Consider the following 18505-nt stretch of genomic DNA (forward strand, 5'->3'; position numbering starts at 1 on the left):
AGTCAGATTAGGCGAGCGTGCCGGATGCAATTTCCCCCTTGCTCCGCTAGCATTACCCGCTTCCGCTTCCCAGTTGCGACGGTTTTCGATGAGTTATCAGGTTCTTGCACGTAAATGGCGTCCGCGCTCGTTCCGCGAAATGGTCGGCCAGACCCATGTGCTCAAGGCTCTGATCAATGCCTTGGACAGCCAGCGGCTGCACCATGCCTACCTGTTCACCGGTACCCGGGGTGTCGGCAAGACCACCATCGCGCGGATCATCGCCAAGTGCCTGAACTGCGAAACTGGTATCACCTCGACGCCTTGTGGCACTTGCTCGGTGTGCCGGGAGATCGACGAAGGGCGCTTTATCGACTTGATCGAGATCGACGCCGCGAGCCGGACCAAGGTCGAAGACACCCGCGAATTGCTGGACAACGTGCAGTACGCGCCGAGCCGCGGCCGCTTCAAGGTCTACCTGATCGACGAAGTGCACATGCTTTCCACTCACTCCTTCAACGCGCTGTTGAAAACCCTGGAAGAGCCGCCGCCCTACGTTAAATTCATCCTGGCCACCACCGACCCGCAGAAACTTCCTGCAACCATTTTGTCGCGGTGCCTGCAGTTCTCCCTGAAGAACATGACTCCCGAGCGGGTGGTCGAGCATTTGACCCACGTCCTCGGTGTCGAGAACGTGCCGTTCGAAGACGACGCCCTGTGGTTGCTGGGCCGTGCCGCCGATGGCTCGATGCGCGACGCCATGAGCCTCACCGACCAGGCCATCGCCTTCGGTGAAGGCAAGGTCATGGCTGCTGACGTGCGGGCGATGCTCGGCACTCTCGATCATGGGCAAGTCTTTGACGTGCTGCACGCGCTGATCGAAGGCGATGCCAAGGCCTTGCTTGAAGCTGTGCGCCATCTGTCCGAGCAAGGCCCGGACTGGAATGGTGTGCTCTCGGAAATTCTCAACGTGCTGCACCGCGTCGCTATTGCCCAGGCGTTGCCTGAAAGCGTCGACAACGGTCATGGCGACCGCGATCGCGTGTTGGCGTTGGCCCAGGCGCTGCCGGCCGAAGATGTGCAGTTCTACTACCAGATGGGCCTGATCGGCCGCCGCGATTTGCCGCTGGCGCCGGACCCGCGTGGCGGTTTCGAAATGGTCCTGTTGCGCATGCTGGCGTTCAGGCCTGCGGACACGGCAGATGCGCCGAGACAGCCGCTAAAGCCAGTGGGGATCAGCCGGGCCACAGTTGATTCCGCCAAACCAGTGGCTGGCGCGGCGGTTGTCGCGCCAGTGGTTGCGCCAAGTATTGCGGCGCCGGAGGCTGTGGCACCTGCACCTGCACCTGCACCTGCACCTGCACCTGCAGAGCCGGTGGCGCCTGTTGTCGTGCCAGAGCTGATTGTCGAGCCCGAGCCGTTGCCCGTGGTCGATCTGCCCTGGAACGACCCTATAGAGGCGGTAATCGAGCAGCAAGCGGCCGTCGAGCCTGTGCTCGAAACCACCGGCGAGCAGCCCGATCTCACGCCGATGCCGACGCCAACTCCGGACAGCATGGTGCCGGATGCGTCGGAATGGGCTTCGGCCCCCGTGCCCGAACCGACCATCGCCGACGTGGACGCGGCTACGCCGGGCGTCGACCTGGATGACGAACCGCCGCTGGACGAAGACTACATCGAGCCAGACATGGACTCGGCCTACAGCTATCTGGATGACCTGGCCAGCGAACACGCCGCCGAGCCGGCCCCAGAGCCCGAGCCGGAACCGGCGGCGATGCCGGCTACCGGCCTGGCGCTGCAATGGCTGGAGTTGTTCCCGAAACTGCCGATTTCCGGCATGACGGGCAGCATCGCCGCTAACTGCACCTTGATCGCTATTAATGGTGACCACTGGCTGCTGCACCTGGACCCGGCCCACAGCGCGCTGTTCAACGCCACCCAGCAGCGTCGATTGAACGATGCCCTGAACCAGTACCACGAGCGCACCCTGACGATCAGCATCGAGCTGATCAAGCCCGAGCAGGAAACCCCGGCCCAGGCCGGTTCCCGTCGCCGGGTAAACCGCCAGCGCGAGGCTGAAGAGTCGATCCAGGCTGATCCGCTCATCCAGCAGATGATGCAGCAGTTTGGCGCCGTGGTTCGCCACGATACTATTGAACCTGTCGAAGCCCCGGTAACCCAGGTTTCATAAGCTGGGGCTAATAATTGATCCACGTACTTTTGAGGTGATTCCCATGATGAAAGGTGGCATGGCCGGCCTGATGAAGCAGGCGCAGCAGATGCAGGAAAAGATGGCCAAGATGCAGGAAGAACTGGCCAACGCCGAAGTCACCGGTAAAGCCGGCGGCGATATGGTCAGCGTGGTAATGACCGGTCGTCACGACATCAAGCGCGTGACCATCGACCCAAGCGTGCTGCCAGGTGTGGGCGAAGACGATCTGGAAATGCTCGAGGCTCTGTTCGCCTCGGCGGTCAACGACGCCGTGCGCAAGATCGAAGCCAACAGCCAGGACAAAATGTCCGGGGTGACCGCTGGCATGCAACTGCCGCCGGGTATGAAACTGCCGTTCTGATTGGCGCGCGTGAACATGAAAATGCCAGGCATCGTGCCTGGCATTTTTTTTGCTGTGTAGATTGGCAGGGCCTGTCTATTGCGCAGCTGTCGAGTGAAACGAGGTTGCTCGGGGGCGACTTCGGTGCCTAGCTTGATTGCAGTGGTGTGGCCAACGTAGCCTTGCTGGGGCTCGACAACTGTACGCAGTTTTGTCGAACCTCGATGCCCTGGTCGGTGTCTGCACCCTATACCGTTGAATTTACTCACCGATAAAGGAGCCTCACTGATGACCGAAGCCCTGACCCTCAACCAGCGCATCGTTCTGGTCTCCCGCCCCCAGGGCGCGCCTGTACCAGAGAATTTTCGCCTGGAACGCGTGACCCTGCCGGATTTGGCCGATGGCCAGGTCCTGCTCAAGACGCTGTTCCTGTCCCTGGACCCCTACATGCGCGGTCGCATGAGTGATGCGCCGTCTTACGCGGCTCCCGTGGAAATCGGTGAGGTGATGACCGGTGGCGCTGTCAGCCGTATCGAACAGTCGCGCAACCCGAAATTCGAAGTGGGCGACCTGGTAGTAGGCTCCACCGGCTGGCAAAGCCACAGCATCTGTGATGGCCGCAATCTGATGCCGGTGCCCAATGGCCTGGCCAGCCCGTCCATGGCCTTGGGTGTGCTCGGCATGCCTGGCATGACTGCGTACATGGGCCTGACGGACATCGGCCAGCCCAAGGCTGGGGAAACCCTGGTGGTGGCGGCTGCGTCCGGCGCGGTGGGTTCGGTGGTCGGCCAGGTGGCCAAGCTCAAGGGCTTGCGCGTGGTCGGTGTGGCGGGCGGAGCGGATAAGTGCCGCTATGTGGTGGACGAGTTGGGCTTTGATGCCTGTATCGACCACAAGAGCGAGCATTTCGCCGATGAACTGGCCCAGGCCTGTTTCAACGGCGTGGACATCTACTTTGAAAGCGTCGGCGGCAAGGTGTTCGATGCGGTGGTGCCGTTGCTCAACCCCAAGGCGCGGATTCCTCTGTGTGGCCTGATCGCCGGCTACAACGCTCACGAAGCGCCCAGCGGTCCCGATCGGTTGCCGGCGCTGCAGCGCACCTTGTTGACCAAGCGCGTGCGGATTCAGGGTTTTATCGTGTTCGACGACTACGGCGACCGCCAGCCTGAATTCCTCAGCGCCATGGCGCCGTGGGTGCGCGATGGCAAGATCAAATTCCGCGAAGACGTGGTCGACGGCCTGGAGCAGGCGCCCGAAGCCTTTATCGGTTTGCTGGAAGGGCGCAATTTCGGCAAGTTGGTGGTGCGTGTTACAGAGGATTGAGCATTTGACGCTAATCCGGGGCGCGGGTATAAACCGCGTCTCGTTGTTTTGTCGGACCTTTCCCTCATGAGCTTCAGCCCCCTGATTCGTCAACTGATCGACGCTCTGCGCACTTTGCCAGGCGTCGGCCAGAAAACCGCCCAGCGCATGGCGCTGCAACTGCTGGAGCGTGATCGCAACGGTGGCTCCCGACTGGCCCTGGCTCTGAGTCAAGCCATGGAAGGTGTGGGCCATTGCCGTCAATGCCGCACCCTCACCGAAGAAGAACTCTGCCCGCAATGCGCCGACCCGCGTCGCGATGACACACTGCTGTGCGTGGTCGAAGGACCGATGGACGTCTATGCCGTGGAGCAGACCGGTTATCGCGGCCGTTACTTTGTGCTCAAGGGCCACTTGTCTCCGCTGGATGGCCTAGGCCCGGAGGCTATCGGTATTCCGCAGTTGGTAACGCGGATCGAACAGCAGGGCACCTTTACTGAAGTAATCCTGGCCACCAACCCCACGGTGGAAGGCGAAGCGACCGCTCACTACATCGCCCAACTGCTGGCCAACAAAGGCCTGATCACCTCGCGCATCGCCCACGGTGTACCGCTCGGTGGCGAGTTGGAATTGGTGGATGGCGGCACCCTGGCGCACTCGTTTGCCGGGCGCAAGCCTATCGTTCTTTGATGCTTTCAGTGTAGGAGCGAGGGCCCTACAGCATTGCATGCTTGAAAACCAAGCAAGCGCTTGGTAAGTTCGCTCCACCTCTGCGTGGAGCTTGCCGATGCCTGCCTATCAGGAATACTTCGATTCCAGCCACCAATTGGTTCGCGACAGCGTACGCCGTTTCGTCGAGCGCGAAATTCTGCCGGGCATCGAGCAATGGGAAGAAGCCGAAAGCTTTCCCAAGGCGTTGTACCTCAAGGCAGGCGCGGCGGGGATTCTCGGCATAGGCTATCCCGAAGCCCTGGGCGGTAGCCATGAAGGTGACCTGTTCGCCAAGGTCGTCGCCAGCGAAGAGCTGATGCGCTGCGGCTCTGGTGGGGTAGTGGCGGGGTTGGGCTCGCTGGATATCGGCCTGCCGCCCATCGTTAAATGGGCCCGGCCCGAGGTGCGAGAGCGTGTGGTGCCCCAGGTGTTGGCCGGTGAGAAGATCATGGCCCTGGCCGTCACCGAGCCCGCTGGCGGCTCCGATGTGGCTAACCTGCAAACCCGTGCGGTACGCGAGGGTGATTATTATCGGGTCAGTGGCAGCAAAACCTTTATCACCAGTGGCGTGCGTGCCGATTTCTACACCGTTGCGGTGCGTACCGGTAGCCCAGGTTTCGGTGGTATCAGCCTGCTGCTGATGGAAAAGGACACCCCTGGCTTCACCGTCGGCCAGCCGCTGAAAAAAATGGGCTGGTGGGCGTCGGACACGGCCGAGCTGTTCTTCGATGATTGCCAGGTGCCTGTCGGCAATCTGATCGGTGCCGAGAACATGGGCTTTGCCTGCATCATGGGCAACTTCCAGAGTGAGCGCCTGGCCCTGGCCTTAATGGCCAACATGACCGCGCAGCTGGCCCTGGAAGAAAGCCTGAAATGGGCTGCCCAGCGCGAAGCCTTCGGCAAGCCCATCGGCAAGTTCCAGGTGCTCAAGCATCGCCTGGCGGAAATGGCCACCGCCGTCGAAGTCTCCCGGGAATTTACCTATCGCCAGGCGGCGAAGATGGCCGCAGGCAAGAGCGTGATCAAAGAGATTTCCATGGCCAAGAACCTCGCCACCGACACCGCCGACCGCGTGACCTACGACGCGGTGCAGATCCTCGGTGGCTTGGGTTACATGCGTGGCAGCCTGGTGGAGCGGCTGTACCGCGACAACCGCATCCTGTCCATCGGCGGGGGAACCCGGGAAGTGATGAATGAAATCATCAGTAAGCAGATGGGGTTGTAACCGGATTATTTGTCCGTCAACGCAAACTGCGTCAAGCAAAACGTCGGGATACCCATGTCTTCCAACCTCTGCGAGCCACCCAGCTCCGGCAGGTCAATAATCGCCGCTGCTTCGAAAATCCGCGCGCCCATGCGTCGTGCCAGGTTGGCCGCGGCGATCAGGGTGCCGCCGGTGGCAATCAGGTCATCGAACATCAGCACCGAATCCCCTTCACACAGGCTGTCGGCATGGACTTCCAGGAAGGCTTCGCCGTATTCGGTCTGATAACCCTCGCTCAACACGTCTGCCGGCAACTTGCCCTGTTTACGGAACAGGATCAGTGGTTTGTTCAACTGATAGGCGATGATCGAACCGATCAGGAACCCGCGAGCATCCATCGCGCCGATGTGGGTGAACTCAGTTTCGACATAGCGGTGAACAAAGGTATCGGCTACCAGGCGCAAGGCCTTGGGCGACTGGAACAGCGGCGTGATATCGCGAAAGATCACCCCAGGCTTGGGGAAGTCGATAACTGGGCGAATCAGGGATTTGATGTCGAACGAATCGAAGACCATCGTCGAGGAGTCCTGGGAGGCAAGCGGACCCGCAGTATACCTGCGGCCTCGCCGGTTGGCGCGACCGCAAGTGTCTGGATCAGCCGTCGAGCGAACCACCGGCCAGCGCACAGAGCTGGATCGGGTCGAGGATATGCACTTCCTTGCCCTCGGCGGCGATCAGTTCGTTCTGCTGGAAGCGGGTGAATACGCGGGATACGGTTTCCACCGCCAGGCCCAGGTAATTACCGATTTCGTTGCGCGACATGCTTAGGCGGAACTGGTTGGCCGAGAAACCACGGGCACGGAACCGCGCCGACAGGTTGACCAGGAAGGTGGCGATCCGCTCGTCGGCGGTTTTCTTCGACAGCAGCAGCATCATTTGCTGGTCGTCACGAATTTCCCGGCTCATGACCCGCATCAGTTGGCGGCGCAATTGCGGCAATTGCAGGGCCAGCTCATCGAGACGATCGAAGGGGATTTCACACACCGAAGTGGTTTCCAGGGCCTGGGCCGACACCGGGTGAATCTCGGTGTCCATGCCCGACAGACCGACCAGCTCGCTGGGCAGGTGGAAACCGGTGATTTGCTCTTCGCCGCCATCGCTCAGGCTGAAGGTCTTCAAGGCGCCGGAGCGAACGGCATAAACGGAATCGAACTTGTCACCCTGGCGAAACAGGAATTCACCTTTTTTCAGTGGGCGACCACGTTTAACGATGTCGTCCAGCGCATCCATGTCTTCCAGATTCAGCGAAAGTGGCAAGCAAAGCGGCGCCAGGCTGCAGTCCTTGCAATGAGCCTGGCTATGAGCGCGCAGTTTAACTGGCTCGGACATTTCTTAAATCCTTGTGGGAAAACACACATAATGGGTAAGGGTACAGCACTCGGGGGTCTTCAGGCCAGCGTGTACAAAAAACCAGCAAGGATGTAAAGATTATCCGCCAGCGGCCGATGTACTGCTATTAGCCCAAGAGCCAGGAGGCTCAATACATGCTTTCCATCGGTGGCAATCTCGCAGCCCGCACAAATGTTCAGACCCTGCCTGAGCCGAAAAAAGACAGCGTCGCAAGCGATGCGCCCGAGACGACTCTGCTCAGTGAACCCAAGGCGGTAGAGGGCGTGACCGTGACTTTTTCCGGGGCTTCGCTGAACGCTGCAGCCGCCGAGAAAGCCGCTAACGAGGATATCGACGACAGCGGGCTGGCGGATAACGTCAAGCAGTTGCTGAAGATGATCCGTCAACTCAAACAGCAGATCGTAGAAAAACAGGCGGAAATGGCGGCAGTGATGGCCGACAAGAGCCTTAGCCCTGATCAGGCCCAGGCCCGGCTAGGTGGCCTGCAAACAGCATTGAGCGGATTGCAGGCAGGCTTGACGGCGGCCCAGGCGTCCCTGCTCAAGGCGATAAAAGATATGAGTGCCGGTGATGCAGTCAAGACTGCATCTCTATCGATGAGCTAACCCGGATCAGATCACCCGGGAAAAACGCTGCTTATTCTGCTGATCCAGGTAGGCATCGAACACCATGCACACAGCGTGCACCAGCAAGCGCCCTGCGGGCAGCACGCGAATCCCCTGGGCGTCGAGTTCGATCAGGCCGTCACGGGCCATGGCTTCCAGTTGTGGCCACAGTTCGGCGAAATAGCCGCGAAAATCGATTGTGAAGAGCTGTTCGATCTCCTCGAACGCCAGGCTGAATTTGCAGAGCAACCGTTGAATGACTTCCCGCCGCAAACGGTCGTCCGTCGTACAGATCAGGCCGCGACTGGTGGCCAGTTGCGCGCCGGCCAGGGAGTTTTGGTAGTGGCTCAGGTCGCTGCTGTTCTGGCAGTACAGGTCACCAATCTGGCTGATAGCTGACACCCCAAGGCCGATCAGGTCGCAATGGCCATGGGTGGTGTAGCCCTGGAAATTGCGCTGCAAGGTGGATTCTTCCTGGGCGATGGCCAGTTCGTCGTCGGGCAGGGCGAAGTGGTCCATGCCGATGTAGCTGTAGCCGGCGGCGGCCAGTTGCTCGATGGTGTTTTGCTGCATTTTCAGTTTGTCGGCGGGTGCCGGAAGGTCTTCGCTGTTGATCCGCCGCTGGGACAGGAAGCGTTCTGGCAGGTGCGCGTAGTTGAACACCGACAGGCGGTCCGGCTGCAGGCTGATTATTTCGTCCATGGTGTGGGCGAAATGCTCCGGCGTCTGCTTGGGCAGACCGTAGATCAGGTCGATATTGATTGAGCGAAACTGCAAGGTCCGCGCAGCATCGATCACGGCACGGGTTTCTTCCAGGCTTTGCAGGCGATTGACCGCCCGCTGCACATCGGGATCGAGGTCCTGCACGCCGATGCTGACGCGATTGAAGCCCAGTTCACGCAGCAGGCCCATGGTGGCCCAATCGGCTTCCCTTGGATCGATCTCGATGCCGTAGTCGCCGGAATCGTCGTCCAGCAGGTTGAAATGCTGGCGCAGCTTGGCCATCAACTGGCGCAGTTCGTCGTGGCTGAGAAAGGTCGGTGTACCGCCGCCAAAGTGCAATTGCTCCACTTGCTGGTTGGGGTCGAGGTGGCAGGCCACCAGTTGAATCTCCTGCTCCAGGCGTTGCAAATAGGCCTGGGCGCGCCCGCGGTCCTTAGTGATGACTTTGTTGCAGGCGCAGTAGTAGCAAATATTGGCGCAGAACGGCACGTGAACGTACAGCGACAATGGGCGAACGGCCTTTCGGCTGTCGCGCAGGGCGTGGAGTAGGTCGAAGGAGCCGACCTGGCTGTCGAATTGGACGGCGGTGGGGTACGAGGTGTAGCGCGGCCCCGCCAGACCGTAGCGATGAATAAGATCAGTGTCCCAACGAATGGCGTCGAGCATGCGGGCGTTTCCCGGAGTGACTAGTGGGCCGAGTCTAGGGGCTGGGCTGGACAGTCATCTTGATTTGCATCAACGGGGAGCGGCGCTATGCCACATAGCCTTTTAATGGCCCATCAGCCAGTGCTGGTGGGGGCCGGGCAGCGTCCAGACTCCGAACAGGATCACCAGCAAGCCACCCGTCATGCGCACGCTGCGTTTGCGCAGCAGGGCGGTTACCCGCTCGGCCGCGAGTCCTGTGGCCAGCAATACCGGCCAGGTGCCGAGGCCGAACGCCAGCATCAGCAGGCCGCTGTCCAATGCATTGCCCTGGCTGGCCGCCCACAGCAAGGTGCTGTAGACCAGCCCGCACGGCAACCAGCCCCACAGCGCGCCCAGCAGCAAGGCGCGGGGTAGGCTCGACACCGGCAGCAAACGGTTGGCAATCGGCTGGATATAGCGCCACAGGCCGCGACCGAGGCTTTCGATGCGAGTCAGGCCGCTCCACCAGCCAGCCAGGTACAGGCCCATGGTGATCAGCAACAGCCCGGCGAGGATACGCATGAACATCGCTGCCGGGCTGTTGGCCACCGCCCAGCCCGCCAGGCCGATCAGCACGCCTGCCGTGGCATAGCTGAGAATTCGCCCCAGATTGTAGGCCAGCAACAAGCGAAAGCGCCGGCTGCGCTGCTCCTTGGGGATCGCCAGGGTCAGCGCGCCCATCAGGCCACCGCACATGCCCAGGCAATGACCGCCGCCCAACAGACCGAGGATTAGCGCTGAAACCAGTAACGGCGCCAGTTCAAGCATGGGGTGGGTCTTTGGGTTTGGCGGTTTGATCGGTGGTCGCCGGGCGATTGGCCTCATCGACCCCGGCCAGGTGATTGGGGTCCTGGTCGTCGAACAGCACGGTATGGGCCGGGCCGTCGAGGTCATCGTACTGACCGCTGTCCACCGCCCAGAAGAAGATGTAAATGGCGATGGCCACGATCAATAGCGCCGCCGGAATCATCACGTAAAGAGCTGGCATCTGTACTCCATGCCCACGCGGCTCAGGCCGGCAGCGGACGGGTTACGGGGGCGGGGGCCACGGCTGGCCCGCTCGGCAGGCGAGTCAGGCGCAGGGCGTTGAGCACCACGGTCAACGAACTGAGGGACATGCCAATCGCCGCCCAGATCGGCGTGATCCAGCCGAGGGCGGCAAATGGCAACATGAGGCCATTGTACAGACCGGCCCAGAGCAGGTTCTCAATGATTACTCGACGGGTACGTCGCGCCAGGCTGAAGGCTTGCACCAACGCGTCGAGGCGGTTGGACAGCAGCACGGCGTCGGCACTGGTTTTTGCCAGGTCCGTGGCTGAACCCATGGCCACGCTGATATCGGCGGCGGCCAGCACCGGCACGTCGTTGACGCCGTCGCCGAGCATCAGCACCTTGCGGCCTTCCTTGTGCAGTTGCTGCAGCACTTGCAACTTGTCATCCGGGCGCAGGCCGCCGTGGGCTTCGTCGATACCCAACTCGGCGGCAACGCTGGCGACCATCGGTGAACTGTCTCCTGACAGCAGCAGCGTACGCCAGCCCCGCGCCTTGCACGCGGCCAGCAATGCCGGGGCGTCGCTGCGCAAGCGGTCATCGAGGACAAACCAGGCCAGGGCGCCGTTGTTGTCGCCCAGCAGCAACCATTGCCCGGCTTTATCCGGCGAGGCGGGGATCGGGCAACCACTCAGCGCGCAGACAAAACCCGGCTGGCCTATGCGCAAGCGGCGCTCGCCGACCCGACCTTCGAGCCCCAGGCCCGGCGTACTGAGCACTTCGTCAGCTGCCAGCGGTGCGCGGCCGAAGGCGCGGGCAATTGGGTGTTCCGAACGATTTTCCAGGGCAGCAGCCAGGCCTAGGCACTCGTCACTGTCCAGCACGCTCAGTGGTCGGATTGCGCGCAACGCCAGTCGACCCTCGGTGAGGGTGCCGGTCTTGTCGAAAATAACTGTGTCGATCTGGTTCAGGCCTTCCAACACATGGCCGCGAGTGAGTAGCAAACCCAGTTTGTGCAGGGTGCCGGTAGCGGCGGTCAGCGCAGTGGGTGTCGCCAGGGACAGCGCGCAAGGGCAGGTCGCCACCAGCATCGCCAGGACGATCCAGAATGCCCGCGACGAATCCAGTTCCCACCACAGCAGGCCGATCACGGCGGCGGCAATCAGCGAGCACAGCAGGAACCATTGGGCGGCGCGGTCGGCGATTTCCGCCAGCCGGGGTTTCTCCGCCTGGGCTCGCTCCAGCAGGCGCACGATGGCTGACAGGCGCGTGTCGTGGCCCAGGGCGCGGACTTCCACGGTCAGTGCGCCTTCGACGTTCAGGGTGCCAGCGGTAACGGCGTCGCCAATTTGGCGAGGCTGCGGCAGGTATTCGCCGGTCAGCAGGGATTCGTCGATGCTCGACTGGCCGTCGAGGATCACCCCGTCCGCCGGCAGGATTGCCCCCGGGTGTACCAGCACTCGATCGCCAAGCGCCAACTCTCGGAGCAGGATGCGTTCGCTCTGGCCATCGCCGCTTAGACGCAGGCACGACGCAGGCAGCAGGTTGACCAACTGCGCCGTAGCGGCGGCAGTGCGCTCCCTGGCGCGACGCTCCAGGTAGCGCCCGGCCAGCAGGAACAGGGCGAACATGCCGACAGCATCGAAATACAGTTCGCCAACGCCGGTAATGGCGGTCCAGATACCCGCCAGGTACGCGCCGCCGATAGCCAGGGAAACCGAGACATCCATGGTCAGGTGGCGGGTACGCAGGTCGCGCATGGCGCCCTTGAAAAACGGCGCACAGCTGTAGAAAACGATGGGCGTGGTGAGAAACAGCGCGACCCAGCGCAGGATGATGTGCAACTCCGGGCTCAGGTCGATGTTGAATTCCGGCCAGGTGGCCATGGTTGCCATCATCGCCTGGAACCACAGCAGCCCAGCCACACCCAGTTGACGCAGGGCCAGGCGGTTTTCGCTGGCCAGTTGCTCGGCGGCGCGGTCGGCCTGATAAGGGTGGGCGGCGTAACCGATGTGGCGTAGTTCGCTGAGCAGTTGGCTCAACGGTAATTGCGCGTCTGCCCAGCGCACCTGCAATCGGTGGTTGGACAGGTTTAGCCGGGCCTCGGCCACAGCGGGCAGGCTACGCAGGTGTTTTTCGATCAACCAGCCACAGGCGGCGCAACTGATGCCTTCCATCAGCAAGGTGGCTTCGGCCAGGTCGCCGTCGTGACGTACGAAAGGTTTTTGCACGTCGGCACGGTCGTACAGCGCCAATTCGTCCACCAACTGCACCGGCAGCGCTTCGGGGTTCGCCGATGCTTCACTGCGGTGCTGGTAATAGCTTTCCAGACCACCAGCGACAATCGCCTCGGCCACGGCCTGGCAACCTGGGCAGCAAAGCTCGCGGGTCTGGCCGAGGATTACGGCGGTGAAGCGGCTGCCGGGCGGGACGGGGAGGGCGCAGTGGTAGCAGGGGGTTGGGGTGGTCATGGTCTGGATCTATGTCGGCTGGGAGGGCCTCATCGCGGGCAAGCCCGCTCCCACATTTGACCGCGATCAACTGTGGGAGCGGGCTTGCCCGCGATGCGCGATGCGCAGGATTTAGTTTTTCAGGTCTTCAGCACCCTGCAACGGTTCGTCACCGAGCATCAAGTCCTTGTCATGGCTGACATCTTCCTCTTCAAACATGCGCCAGGTCTTGCCGTCCTGCATACCCAGCAGCTCAACAAAACGACGACCTTCAACCTTGTCCGTCACTTGGCCAATGTAACGGCCCGGTTCGCTTTCGCTGCGAGCCAGGACGATCTTGCGATCCTTCTCCGGCTGGGTGGGCGAAATCAGGTTCAGCTCCACGGTGGCGGGCTGGCTGTTGCCGCTCAGGCGTAGCTCGACTTCGCCGGTCAGTGCATCCAGGTGCAGGGTGGCGCGCAGTTTCAGGGTTTGGGCCAGCAGTTCGCGGTCCAGAGAGCGGTTGATGCCTTTGCCGGCTTCGTAGTAGTTGTCGTTGACCAGGTTGTCCGGATTGTTCACCGCGATGGTCACCATGGTCAAGGTCAAGGTCACCGAGCAGGCCAGGATACCAATGATGATCCAGGGCCAGAGGTGCTTGTACCAGGGGCTTGCGGCAGTTGCTACGGGCATTGTTCTGCTCTCTTTTAACGAATTTGAGGGCCGATGAATCGGCTCTTGGCTTCAACGTGGACGCTGTCATCGTCGGCATCCTTGAGGATGAACTTGACCTCGTTGGTGCTGGACGGCATTTGCTCCGGCGCGCTCGACAGTTCCACCGGCATGCTGAAGATTTCCCCGGCAGCCACCTTGATCTCGCGTTTGCCTTGCAGCTTGAGGTCCGGCAGGCCGCTGGCGTCCAGCACATAGGTGTGGTCGCGCTGGTCCTTGTTCATGATTTTCAGGCTGTAGACGTTCTCGATCCGCCCTTCGGCGTTTTCGCGGTACAGCACCCGGTCCTTGCTGACGTCGAAACCCACTAGCGAACGCATGAAAAAAGCGGTGGCCAACAGGCTGATCATCGCCAGTAGCACCAGGGCATAGCCGATCAGGCGCGGGCGCAGCTTGTTGGTTTTCTGCCCGGATAGGTTGTGTTCGGTGGTGTAGCTGATCAACCCGCGAGGGTAATCCATCTTGTCCATGATGTTGTCGCAGGCGTCTATGCAGGCCGCGCAGCCGATGCACTCGACCTGCAGGCCGTCGCGGATGTCGATGCCAGTGGGGCAGACCTGCACACACATGGTGCAATCAATGCAGTCCCCCAGGCCCTGGGCCTTGTAGTCGATGCCTTTCTTGCGCGGGCCACGGCTTTCGCCACGGCGCGGATCGTAGGAGACGATCAGGGTGTCCTTGTCGAACATCACACTCTGGAAGCGCGCATAGGGGCACATATAAATGCACACTTGCTCGCGTAGCCAGCCGGCGTTGCCGTAGGTGGCGAGAGTGAAGAAACCGACCCAGAAATACGACCAGCCATCGGCTTGTCCGGTAAAAAACTCGAACACCAGCTCGCGAATCGGCGAGAAGTAGCCGACGAAGGTTATGCCGGTGACAAAGCCGATGAGTAGCCACAGGCTGTGCTTGCTGAACTTACGCAGTAACTTATTGGCGCTCATCGGCGCCTTGTCCAGCTTGATTCGCTGGTTGCGGTCGCCTTCGGTGACCTTTTCGCACCACATGTAGATCCAGGTCCACACGCTTTGCGGGCAGGTATAACCGCACCAGATACGCCCGGCGTACACGGTGATGAAGAACAGGCCAAACGCGGAAATAATCAGGATACCCGACAGCAGGATGAAATCCTGGGGCCAGAATGTCGCACCAAAAATAAAAAATTTACGCTCCGGCAGGTTCCACCAGACGGCCTGATGACCGCCCCAGTTCAGCCACACCGTGCCGAAATAAAGCAGGAACAACCCGGCGCCACCGAGCATCCGCAAATTGCGAAACAGTCCGGTGAAGGCACGGGTGTAGATTTTCTCCCGAGACGCGTAGAGATCGACGGAGTTGCTTGAGTTTTTGGCAGGCGGGGTAACGTCATGTACCGGAATCTGGTTGCTCATCATTGCATCCCACGGCAGTGGAGATTTGCCTCGGCCAGTACGTGCCAGTCGGGGTCAAAATAAGGGTGTTGCAGTGGCGCAATGATACGCCTGTAGTGCTGGCGAACGGGTGCGACCTTTGGTCGCGTTGGGAGAAATCAATTGATGGTGTAAATGACTTGAATCAATTGACAGGTGAAGTATGGACGTTTTTTGGGCGCGCAGGGCTCAATCCTGGATGATTGGCTCGTTGCTCATGGCTGTGCTTCGCTAAAAAACATCACCCTTGCAACTTGAGTGGCTATGGCGTTCCAGAGTAATGGCAAAAAAAACGGCCCCGCCAATTCTCACTGGCGGGGCCGTTTTATATTGCAGCTTGCTTACTTGGCGTCAGCGGCCTTTTCCCCATGGGACAGGCTGTAAACGTAAGCGGCCAGCAGGTGCACCTTGTCGTTGCCTTGCAACTGCTCTTGGGCAGGCATCTGGCCCTGGCGGCCGTAGCGGATGGTCTGCTGCAGTTGGGCGTAGCTTGAGCCGTAGATGAACGCGCCCGGATGAGTCAGGTCAGGCGCGCCCATGGCTGGTGTGCCTTTACCAGCAGGGCCGTGGCAGGCCACGCAGTTGGCGGCGAACAGTTTTTCACCGTTGGCTACGTCAGCCTTGGCGCCTTCCGGCAGCTTGCGGCCGTCGAGCTTGGTCAGTACGAAGCCGGAGACGTCTGCAACGCCTTGCTCGCCAATGACTTCGGCCCAACCTGGCATCACCGCGTGGCGACCCGCCATGATGGTGGTCTTGATGGTTTCCGGCTCGCCGCCCCAGCGCCAGTCGGCGTCGGTCAGGTTGGGGAAACCGTAGGCACCCTTGGCGTCGGAACCGTGGCACACCGAGCAGTTGGAGGCGAACAGACGGCCACCCATCTTCAAGGCTTGCGGGTCCTTGGCCACTTCCTCAATGGGCATGGAAGCGAACTTGGCGAAGATCGGGCCGAACTTGGCGTCCGACCTGGCCATTTCCTTTTCCCACTCGTGTACGCCGGTCCAGCCGCTTTGGCCGTTGGCGAACGGGGTTTGCTTGTCATTGTCGAGGTAGGCGTAGCCTGGCAGCAGGCCTTTCCAGTTGCCCAGGCCTGGGTACAGCACCAGGTAGCCGAGGGCGAAGATGATGGTGCCGACGAACAGCATGAACCACCATTTAGGCAGCGGGTTGTCGTATTCCTCGATCCCGTCGAACGAGTGGCCAACCGTCTCGTCCGTTTGCTCGACGCGCTGACCCTTGCGGGTCGACAGCAGCAGCCAGGTCAGGGCGAAGATGGTACCCAGACTGAGGACTGTGACGTACAGACTCCAGAACGTAGTCATTCTTTGTTACTCCTAGAAGCTTGCTCGACGTGCTTGATGGCTTCGGGATCATCCGCGAAAGGCAGCAAGGTCGCGTCTTCAAACTCTGACTTGCGCTTGGGGTTGAACACCCACAAGGCCAGGCCGATAAAGGCCACCATCACGACAACGGTGCCCAGGCCTCGAATCATCCCGATATCCATTTAGATCACCGTTTGCTTTTGATAATGGTGCCAAGGCCTTGCAGATAGGCCACCAGCGCGTCCATTTCGGTCTTGCCCTTCACGGCATCCTTGGCACCGGCGATGTCTTCGTCGGTGTAAGGCACGCCCAGGGTGCGCAAGACTTCCATTTTTTTCGCCGTGTCCTTGCCGTCGAGCTTGCTTTCCACGAGGAACGGGTACGCCGGCATTTTCGACTCAGGCACCACGTTGCGCGGGTTGTACAAGTGCGCACGCTGCCAGTCATCGGAGTAACGACCGCCGACACGGGCCAGGTCCGGACCGGTACGTTTGGAGCCCCACAGGAACGGGTGGTCCCAGACGCTTTCACCGGCGACCGAGTAGTGGCCGTAGCGTTCAGTCTCGGCGCGGAACGGCCGGATCATCTGCGAGTGGCAACCGACACAACCGTTGGCGATGTAAATGTCTCGGCCTTCCAGTTCAAGGGCGGTGCGCGGCTTCATGCCTTCCACCGGTTTGTTGGTTACGTCCTGGAAAAACAGCGGAACGATCTGGGTCAGACCGCCGATGCTCACGGCGATAACCATGAAGAAGGCCAGCAGGCCGATATTCTTCTCGACTACTTCATGCTTCATCAGTGAGCTCCAACGACAGCGATCTGAGCGGCGGCTTCAGCTTCAGCCGGGGTCGAGGCGCGAACGGTGCGCCAGACGTTGTAGGCCATGAACAACATGCCGCTGGCAAAGAATGCACCGCCGATGGCGCGAACGATGAAACCAGGATGGCTGGCTTGCAGCGCTTCGACGAAGGAGTAGGTGAGGGTGCCGTCATCGTTGATTGCACGCCACATCAGGCCCTGGGTGATGCCGTTGACCCACATCGAGGCGATGTAGAGCACGGTACCGATGGTCGCGAGCCAGAAGTGCGTATTGATCAGGGCAGTACTGTGCATCTGCGCACGGCCGAAGACCTTGGGAATCATGTGGTACAGCGCGCCGATGGAGATCATCGCTACCCAACCGAGGGCGCCGGCGTGTACGTGGCCGATGGTCCAGTCGGTGTAGTGGGACAGCGAGTTGACCGTCTTGATGGCCATCATCGGCCCTTCGAAAGTCGACATGCCGTAGAACGCCAAAGACACCACGAGGAAGCGCAGGATCGGGTCGGTACGCAGCTTATGCCAGGCGCCCGAGAGGGTCATCATGCCGTTGATCATGCCGCCCCAGCTTGGGGCCAACAGGATGATCGACATGGCCATGCCCAGGGACTGCGCCCAATCCGGCAATGCGGTGTAGTGCAAGTGGTGAGGACCGGCCCAGATGTACAGGGTGATCAGCGCCCAAAAGTGCACGATGGACAGGCGATAGGAGTAGATCGGACGCTCGGCCTGTTTGGGCACGAAGTAGTACATCATCCCCAGGAAGCCGGTGGTCAGGAAGAAACCTACGGCGTTGTGGCCGTACCACCATTGGATCATCGCGTCAGTCGCACCGGCGTATGCCGAGTAGGACTTGAAGAAACTCACCGGCAGGGACGCGTGGTTGACGATGTGCAGCATCGCCGTCACGACGATAAATGCGCCGTAGAACCAGTTGCCGACATAGATGTGCTTGGTCTTGCGCTTGACGATGGTGCCGAAGAACACGATGGCGTAGGTCACCCAGACGATCGCCAGAAGAATGGCAAGGGGCCATTCCAGTTCCGCGTATTCCTTGGTGGTGGTGAAACCCATTGGCAAGGTGATGATGGCGCCGACGATGACCGCTTGCCATCCCCAGAAGGTGAACGCGGCGAGGCTGTCGGAAATCAGTCGCGTCTGGCAGGTTCGCTGCACGACATAGTAGGAGGTGCCAAGCAGTGCACATCCGCCGAAGGCGAAGATCACCAGGTTGGTGTGCAGCGGGCGTAGGCGTCCAAACGTCGTCCATGGCAGGTCGAAGTTCAACTCCGGCCAGACCAGTTGCGAGGCGATGAAGACACCGAGCCCCATGCCAAGGATCCCCCAGACCACCGTCATGATGGCGAACTGGCGGACTACCTTATAGTTATAAGCAGTCGGACTGATTGCTGTGCTCATTCTAAGGTTCCACGGTTTAGGTGTTTTATTAGGATAAAAATCGGCCGCAAGTATGTAGAAAGCGGGGATCCATTGCAACGCAACCTGACATGCGTCAAGGCGTTCCGAACCAGATTCTGCGCCCTTTCCATGTTTGGCGTAAGGACAAAATCCATAATGAAAAATTGATGAAGTGGACAGGAAAATAGGAGAGTCGAAGGTGCTTGTAACGAAGAGTG

General features: G+C 60.7%; 18 protein-coding genes. 6 read left to right on the forward strand and 12 right to left on the reverse strand.

Annotated elements, in window-relative coordinates; genetic code table 11:
* The first annotated feature begins 88 nt into the window (after positions 1-88).
* The 5 genes from dnaX (at position 89) to AAEZ06_RS12735 (ending at position 5769) form a co-directional block, all read left to right on the forward strand.
* Positions 89-2170, forward strand: a complete 2082-nt coding sequence (dnaX, locus tag AAEZ06_RS12715; RefSeq protein ID WP_350614537.1) for a DNA polymerase III subunit gamma/tau — start codon at positions 89-91, stop codon at positions 2168-2170.
* Positions 2171-2213: 43 nt separating this feature from the next.
* Entirely contained in the window at positions 2214-2552 is a 339-nt protein-coding gene (locus tag AAEZ06_RS12720; RefSeq protein ID WP_133101643.1) for a YbaB/EbfC family nucleoid-associated protein, read from the forward strand.
* A 267-nt stretch (positions 2553-2819) separates the two neighbouring features.
* The gene (gene curA / locus AAEZ06_RS12725) at positions 2820-3854 is read left to right on the forward strand and encodes an NADPH-dependent curcumin/dihydrocurcumin reductase (RefSeq protein WP_149412861.1); all 1035 of its coding nucleotides are present in this window, start codon (positions 2820-2822) and stop codon (positions 3852-3854) included.
* A 66-nt stretch (positions 3855-3920) separates the two neighbouring features.
* Positions 3921-4523: a recombination mediator RecR gene (recR, locus tag AAEZ06_RS12730; RefSeq protein ID WP_133101641.1), complete on the forward strand. Its 603-nt coding sequence runs from the start codon at positions 3921-3923 to the stop codon at positions 4521-4523.
* 97 nt (positions 4524-4620) lie between these two features.
* Positions 4621-5769: an acyl-CoA dehydrogenase family protein gene (locus AAEZ06_RS12735; RefSeq protein WP_149412862.1), complete on the forward strand. Its 1149-nt coding sequence runs from the start codon at positions 4621-4623 to the stop codon at positions 5767-5769.
* Between the two features lie 5 nt (positions 5770-5774).
* Here AAEZ06_RS12735 and AAEZ06_RS12740 read toward each other — a convergent pair whose 3' ends face one another.
* Both AAEZ06_RS12740 and fnr read right to left on the reverse strand, forming a co-directional pair.
* Positions 5775-6323 carry an adenine phosphoribosyltransferase gene (locus AAEZ06_RS12740; RefSeq protein WP_149412863.1) on the reverse strand — a complete coding sequence of 183 codons (549 nt, stop codon included), beginning with the start codon at positions 6321-6323 and terminating at the stop codon, positions 5775-5777.
* Between the two features lie 79 nt (positions 6324-6402).
* Positions 6403-7137 (reverse strand): fumarate/nitrate reduction transcriptional regulator Fnr, encoded by a 735-nt coding sequence (fnr, locus tag AAEZ06_RS12745; protein WP_149412864.1) that lies wholly within the window; start codon positions 7135-7137, stop codon positions 6403-6405.
* Positions 7138-7292: 155 nt separating this feature from the next.
* Here fnr and AAEZ06_RS12750 point away from each other — a divergent pair, with 155 nt between their 5' ends.
* On the forward strand, positions 7293-7763 hold the full coding sequence (locus AAEZ06_RS12750) for a hypothetical protein (RefSeq protein WP_149412865.1): 471 nt from the start codon (positions 7293-7295) through the stop codon (positions 7761-7763).
* Between the two features lie 6 nt (positions 7764-7769).
* Here AAEZ06_RS12750 and hemN read toward each other — a convergent pair whose 3' ends face one another.
* The 10 genes from hemN to ccoN form a co-directional block, all read right to left on the reverse strand.
* On the reverse strand, positions 7770-9152 hold the full coding sequence (gene hemN, locus AAEZ06_RS12755) for an oxygen-independent coproporphyrinogen III oxidase (protein ID WP_149412866.1): 1383 nt from the start codon (positions 9150-9152) through the stop codon (positions 7770-7772).
* 102 nt (positions 9153-9254) lie between these two features.
* Complete coding sequence (locus AAEZ06_RS12760; protein WP_149412867.1) at positions 9255-9938, reverse strand: sulfite exporter TauE/SafE family protein; 684 nt, start codon at positions 9936-9938, stop codon at positions 9255-9257.
* A complete protein-coding gene (gene ccoS, locus AAEZ06_RS12765) occupies positions 9931-10158 on the reverse strand; it encodes a cbb3-type cytochrome oxidase assembly protein CcoS (protein WP_149412868.1) in 228 nt (75 codons plus the stop codon). Before ccoS ends, AAEZ06_RS12760 begins: the two co-directional genes overlap by 8 nt.
* Positions 10159-10180: 22 nt before the next feature.
* Positions 10181-12631, reverse strand: coding sequence for a heavy metal translocating P-type ATPase (locus tag AAEZ06_RS12770; RefSeq protein WP_149412869.1), 2451 nt, complete (start codon positions 12629-12631; stop codon positions 10181-10183).
* Positions 12632-12742: 111 nt separating this feature from the next.
* Positions 12743-13282, reverse strand: coding sequence for a FixH family protein (locus AAEZ06_RS12775; RefSeq protein ID WP_149412870.1), 540 nt, complete (start codon positions 13280-13282; stop codon positions 12743-12745).
* Positions 13283-13296: 14 nt separating this feature from the next.
* Positions 13297-14712, reverse strand: coding sequence for a cytochrome c oxidase accessory protein CcoG (gene ccoG / locus AAEZ06_RS12780; protein ID WP_149412871.1), 1416 nt, complete (start codon positions 14710-14712; stop codon positions 13297-13299).
* A gap of 359 nt (positions 14713-15071) precedes the next feature.
* Entirely contained in the window at positions 15072-16049 is a 978-nt protein-coding gene (ccoP, locus tag AAEZ06_RS12785) for a cytochrome-c oxidase, cbb3-type subunit III (protein ID WP_149412872.1), read from the reverse strand.
* The gene (locus AAEZ06_RS12790; RefSeq protein ID WP_149412873.1) at positions 16046-16231 is read right to left on the reverse strand and encodes a cbb3-type cytochrome oxidase subunit 3; all 186 of its coding nucleotides are present in this window, start codon (positions 16229-16231) and stop codon (positions 16046-16048) included. Before AAEZ06_RS12790 ends, ccoP begins: the two co-directional genes overlap by 4 nt.
* Before the next feature lie 5 nt (positions 16232-16236).
* A complete protein-coding gene (ccoO, locus tag AAEZ06_RS12795; protein ID WP_149412874.1) occupies positions 16237-16845 on the reverse strand; it encodes a cytochrome-c oxidase, cbb3-type subunit II in 609 nt (202 codons plus the stop codon).
* On the reverse strand, positions 16845-18287 hold the full coding sequence (gene ccoN, locus AAEZ06_RS12800; RefSeq protein ID WP_149412875.1) for a cytochrome-c oxidase, cbb3-type subunit I: 1443 nt from the start codon (positions 18285-18287) through the stop codon (positions 16845-16847). The genes ccoO and ccoN overlap by 1 nt, the downstream gene beginning before the upstream one ends.
* Positions 18288-18505 lie beyond the last annotated feature (218 nt).

Origin of the sequence: Pseudomonas sp. HY7a-MNA-CIBAN-0227 (genome assembly GCF_040310325.1) — a bacterium.
Taxonomy (GTDB): domain Bacteria; phylum Pseudomonadota; class Gammaproteobacteria; order Pseudomonadales; family Pseudomonadaceae; genus Aquipseudomonas.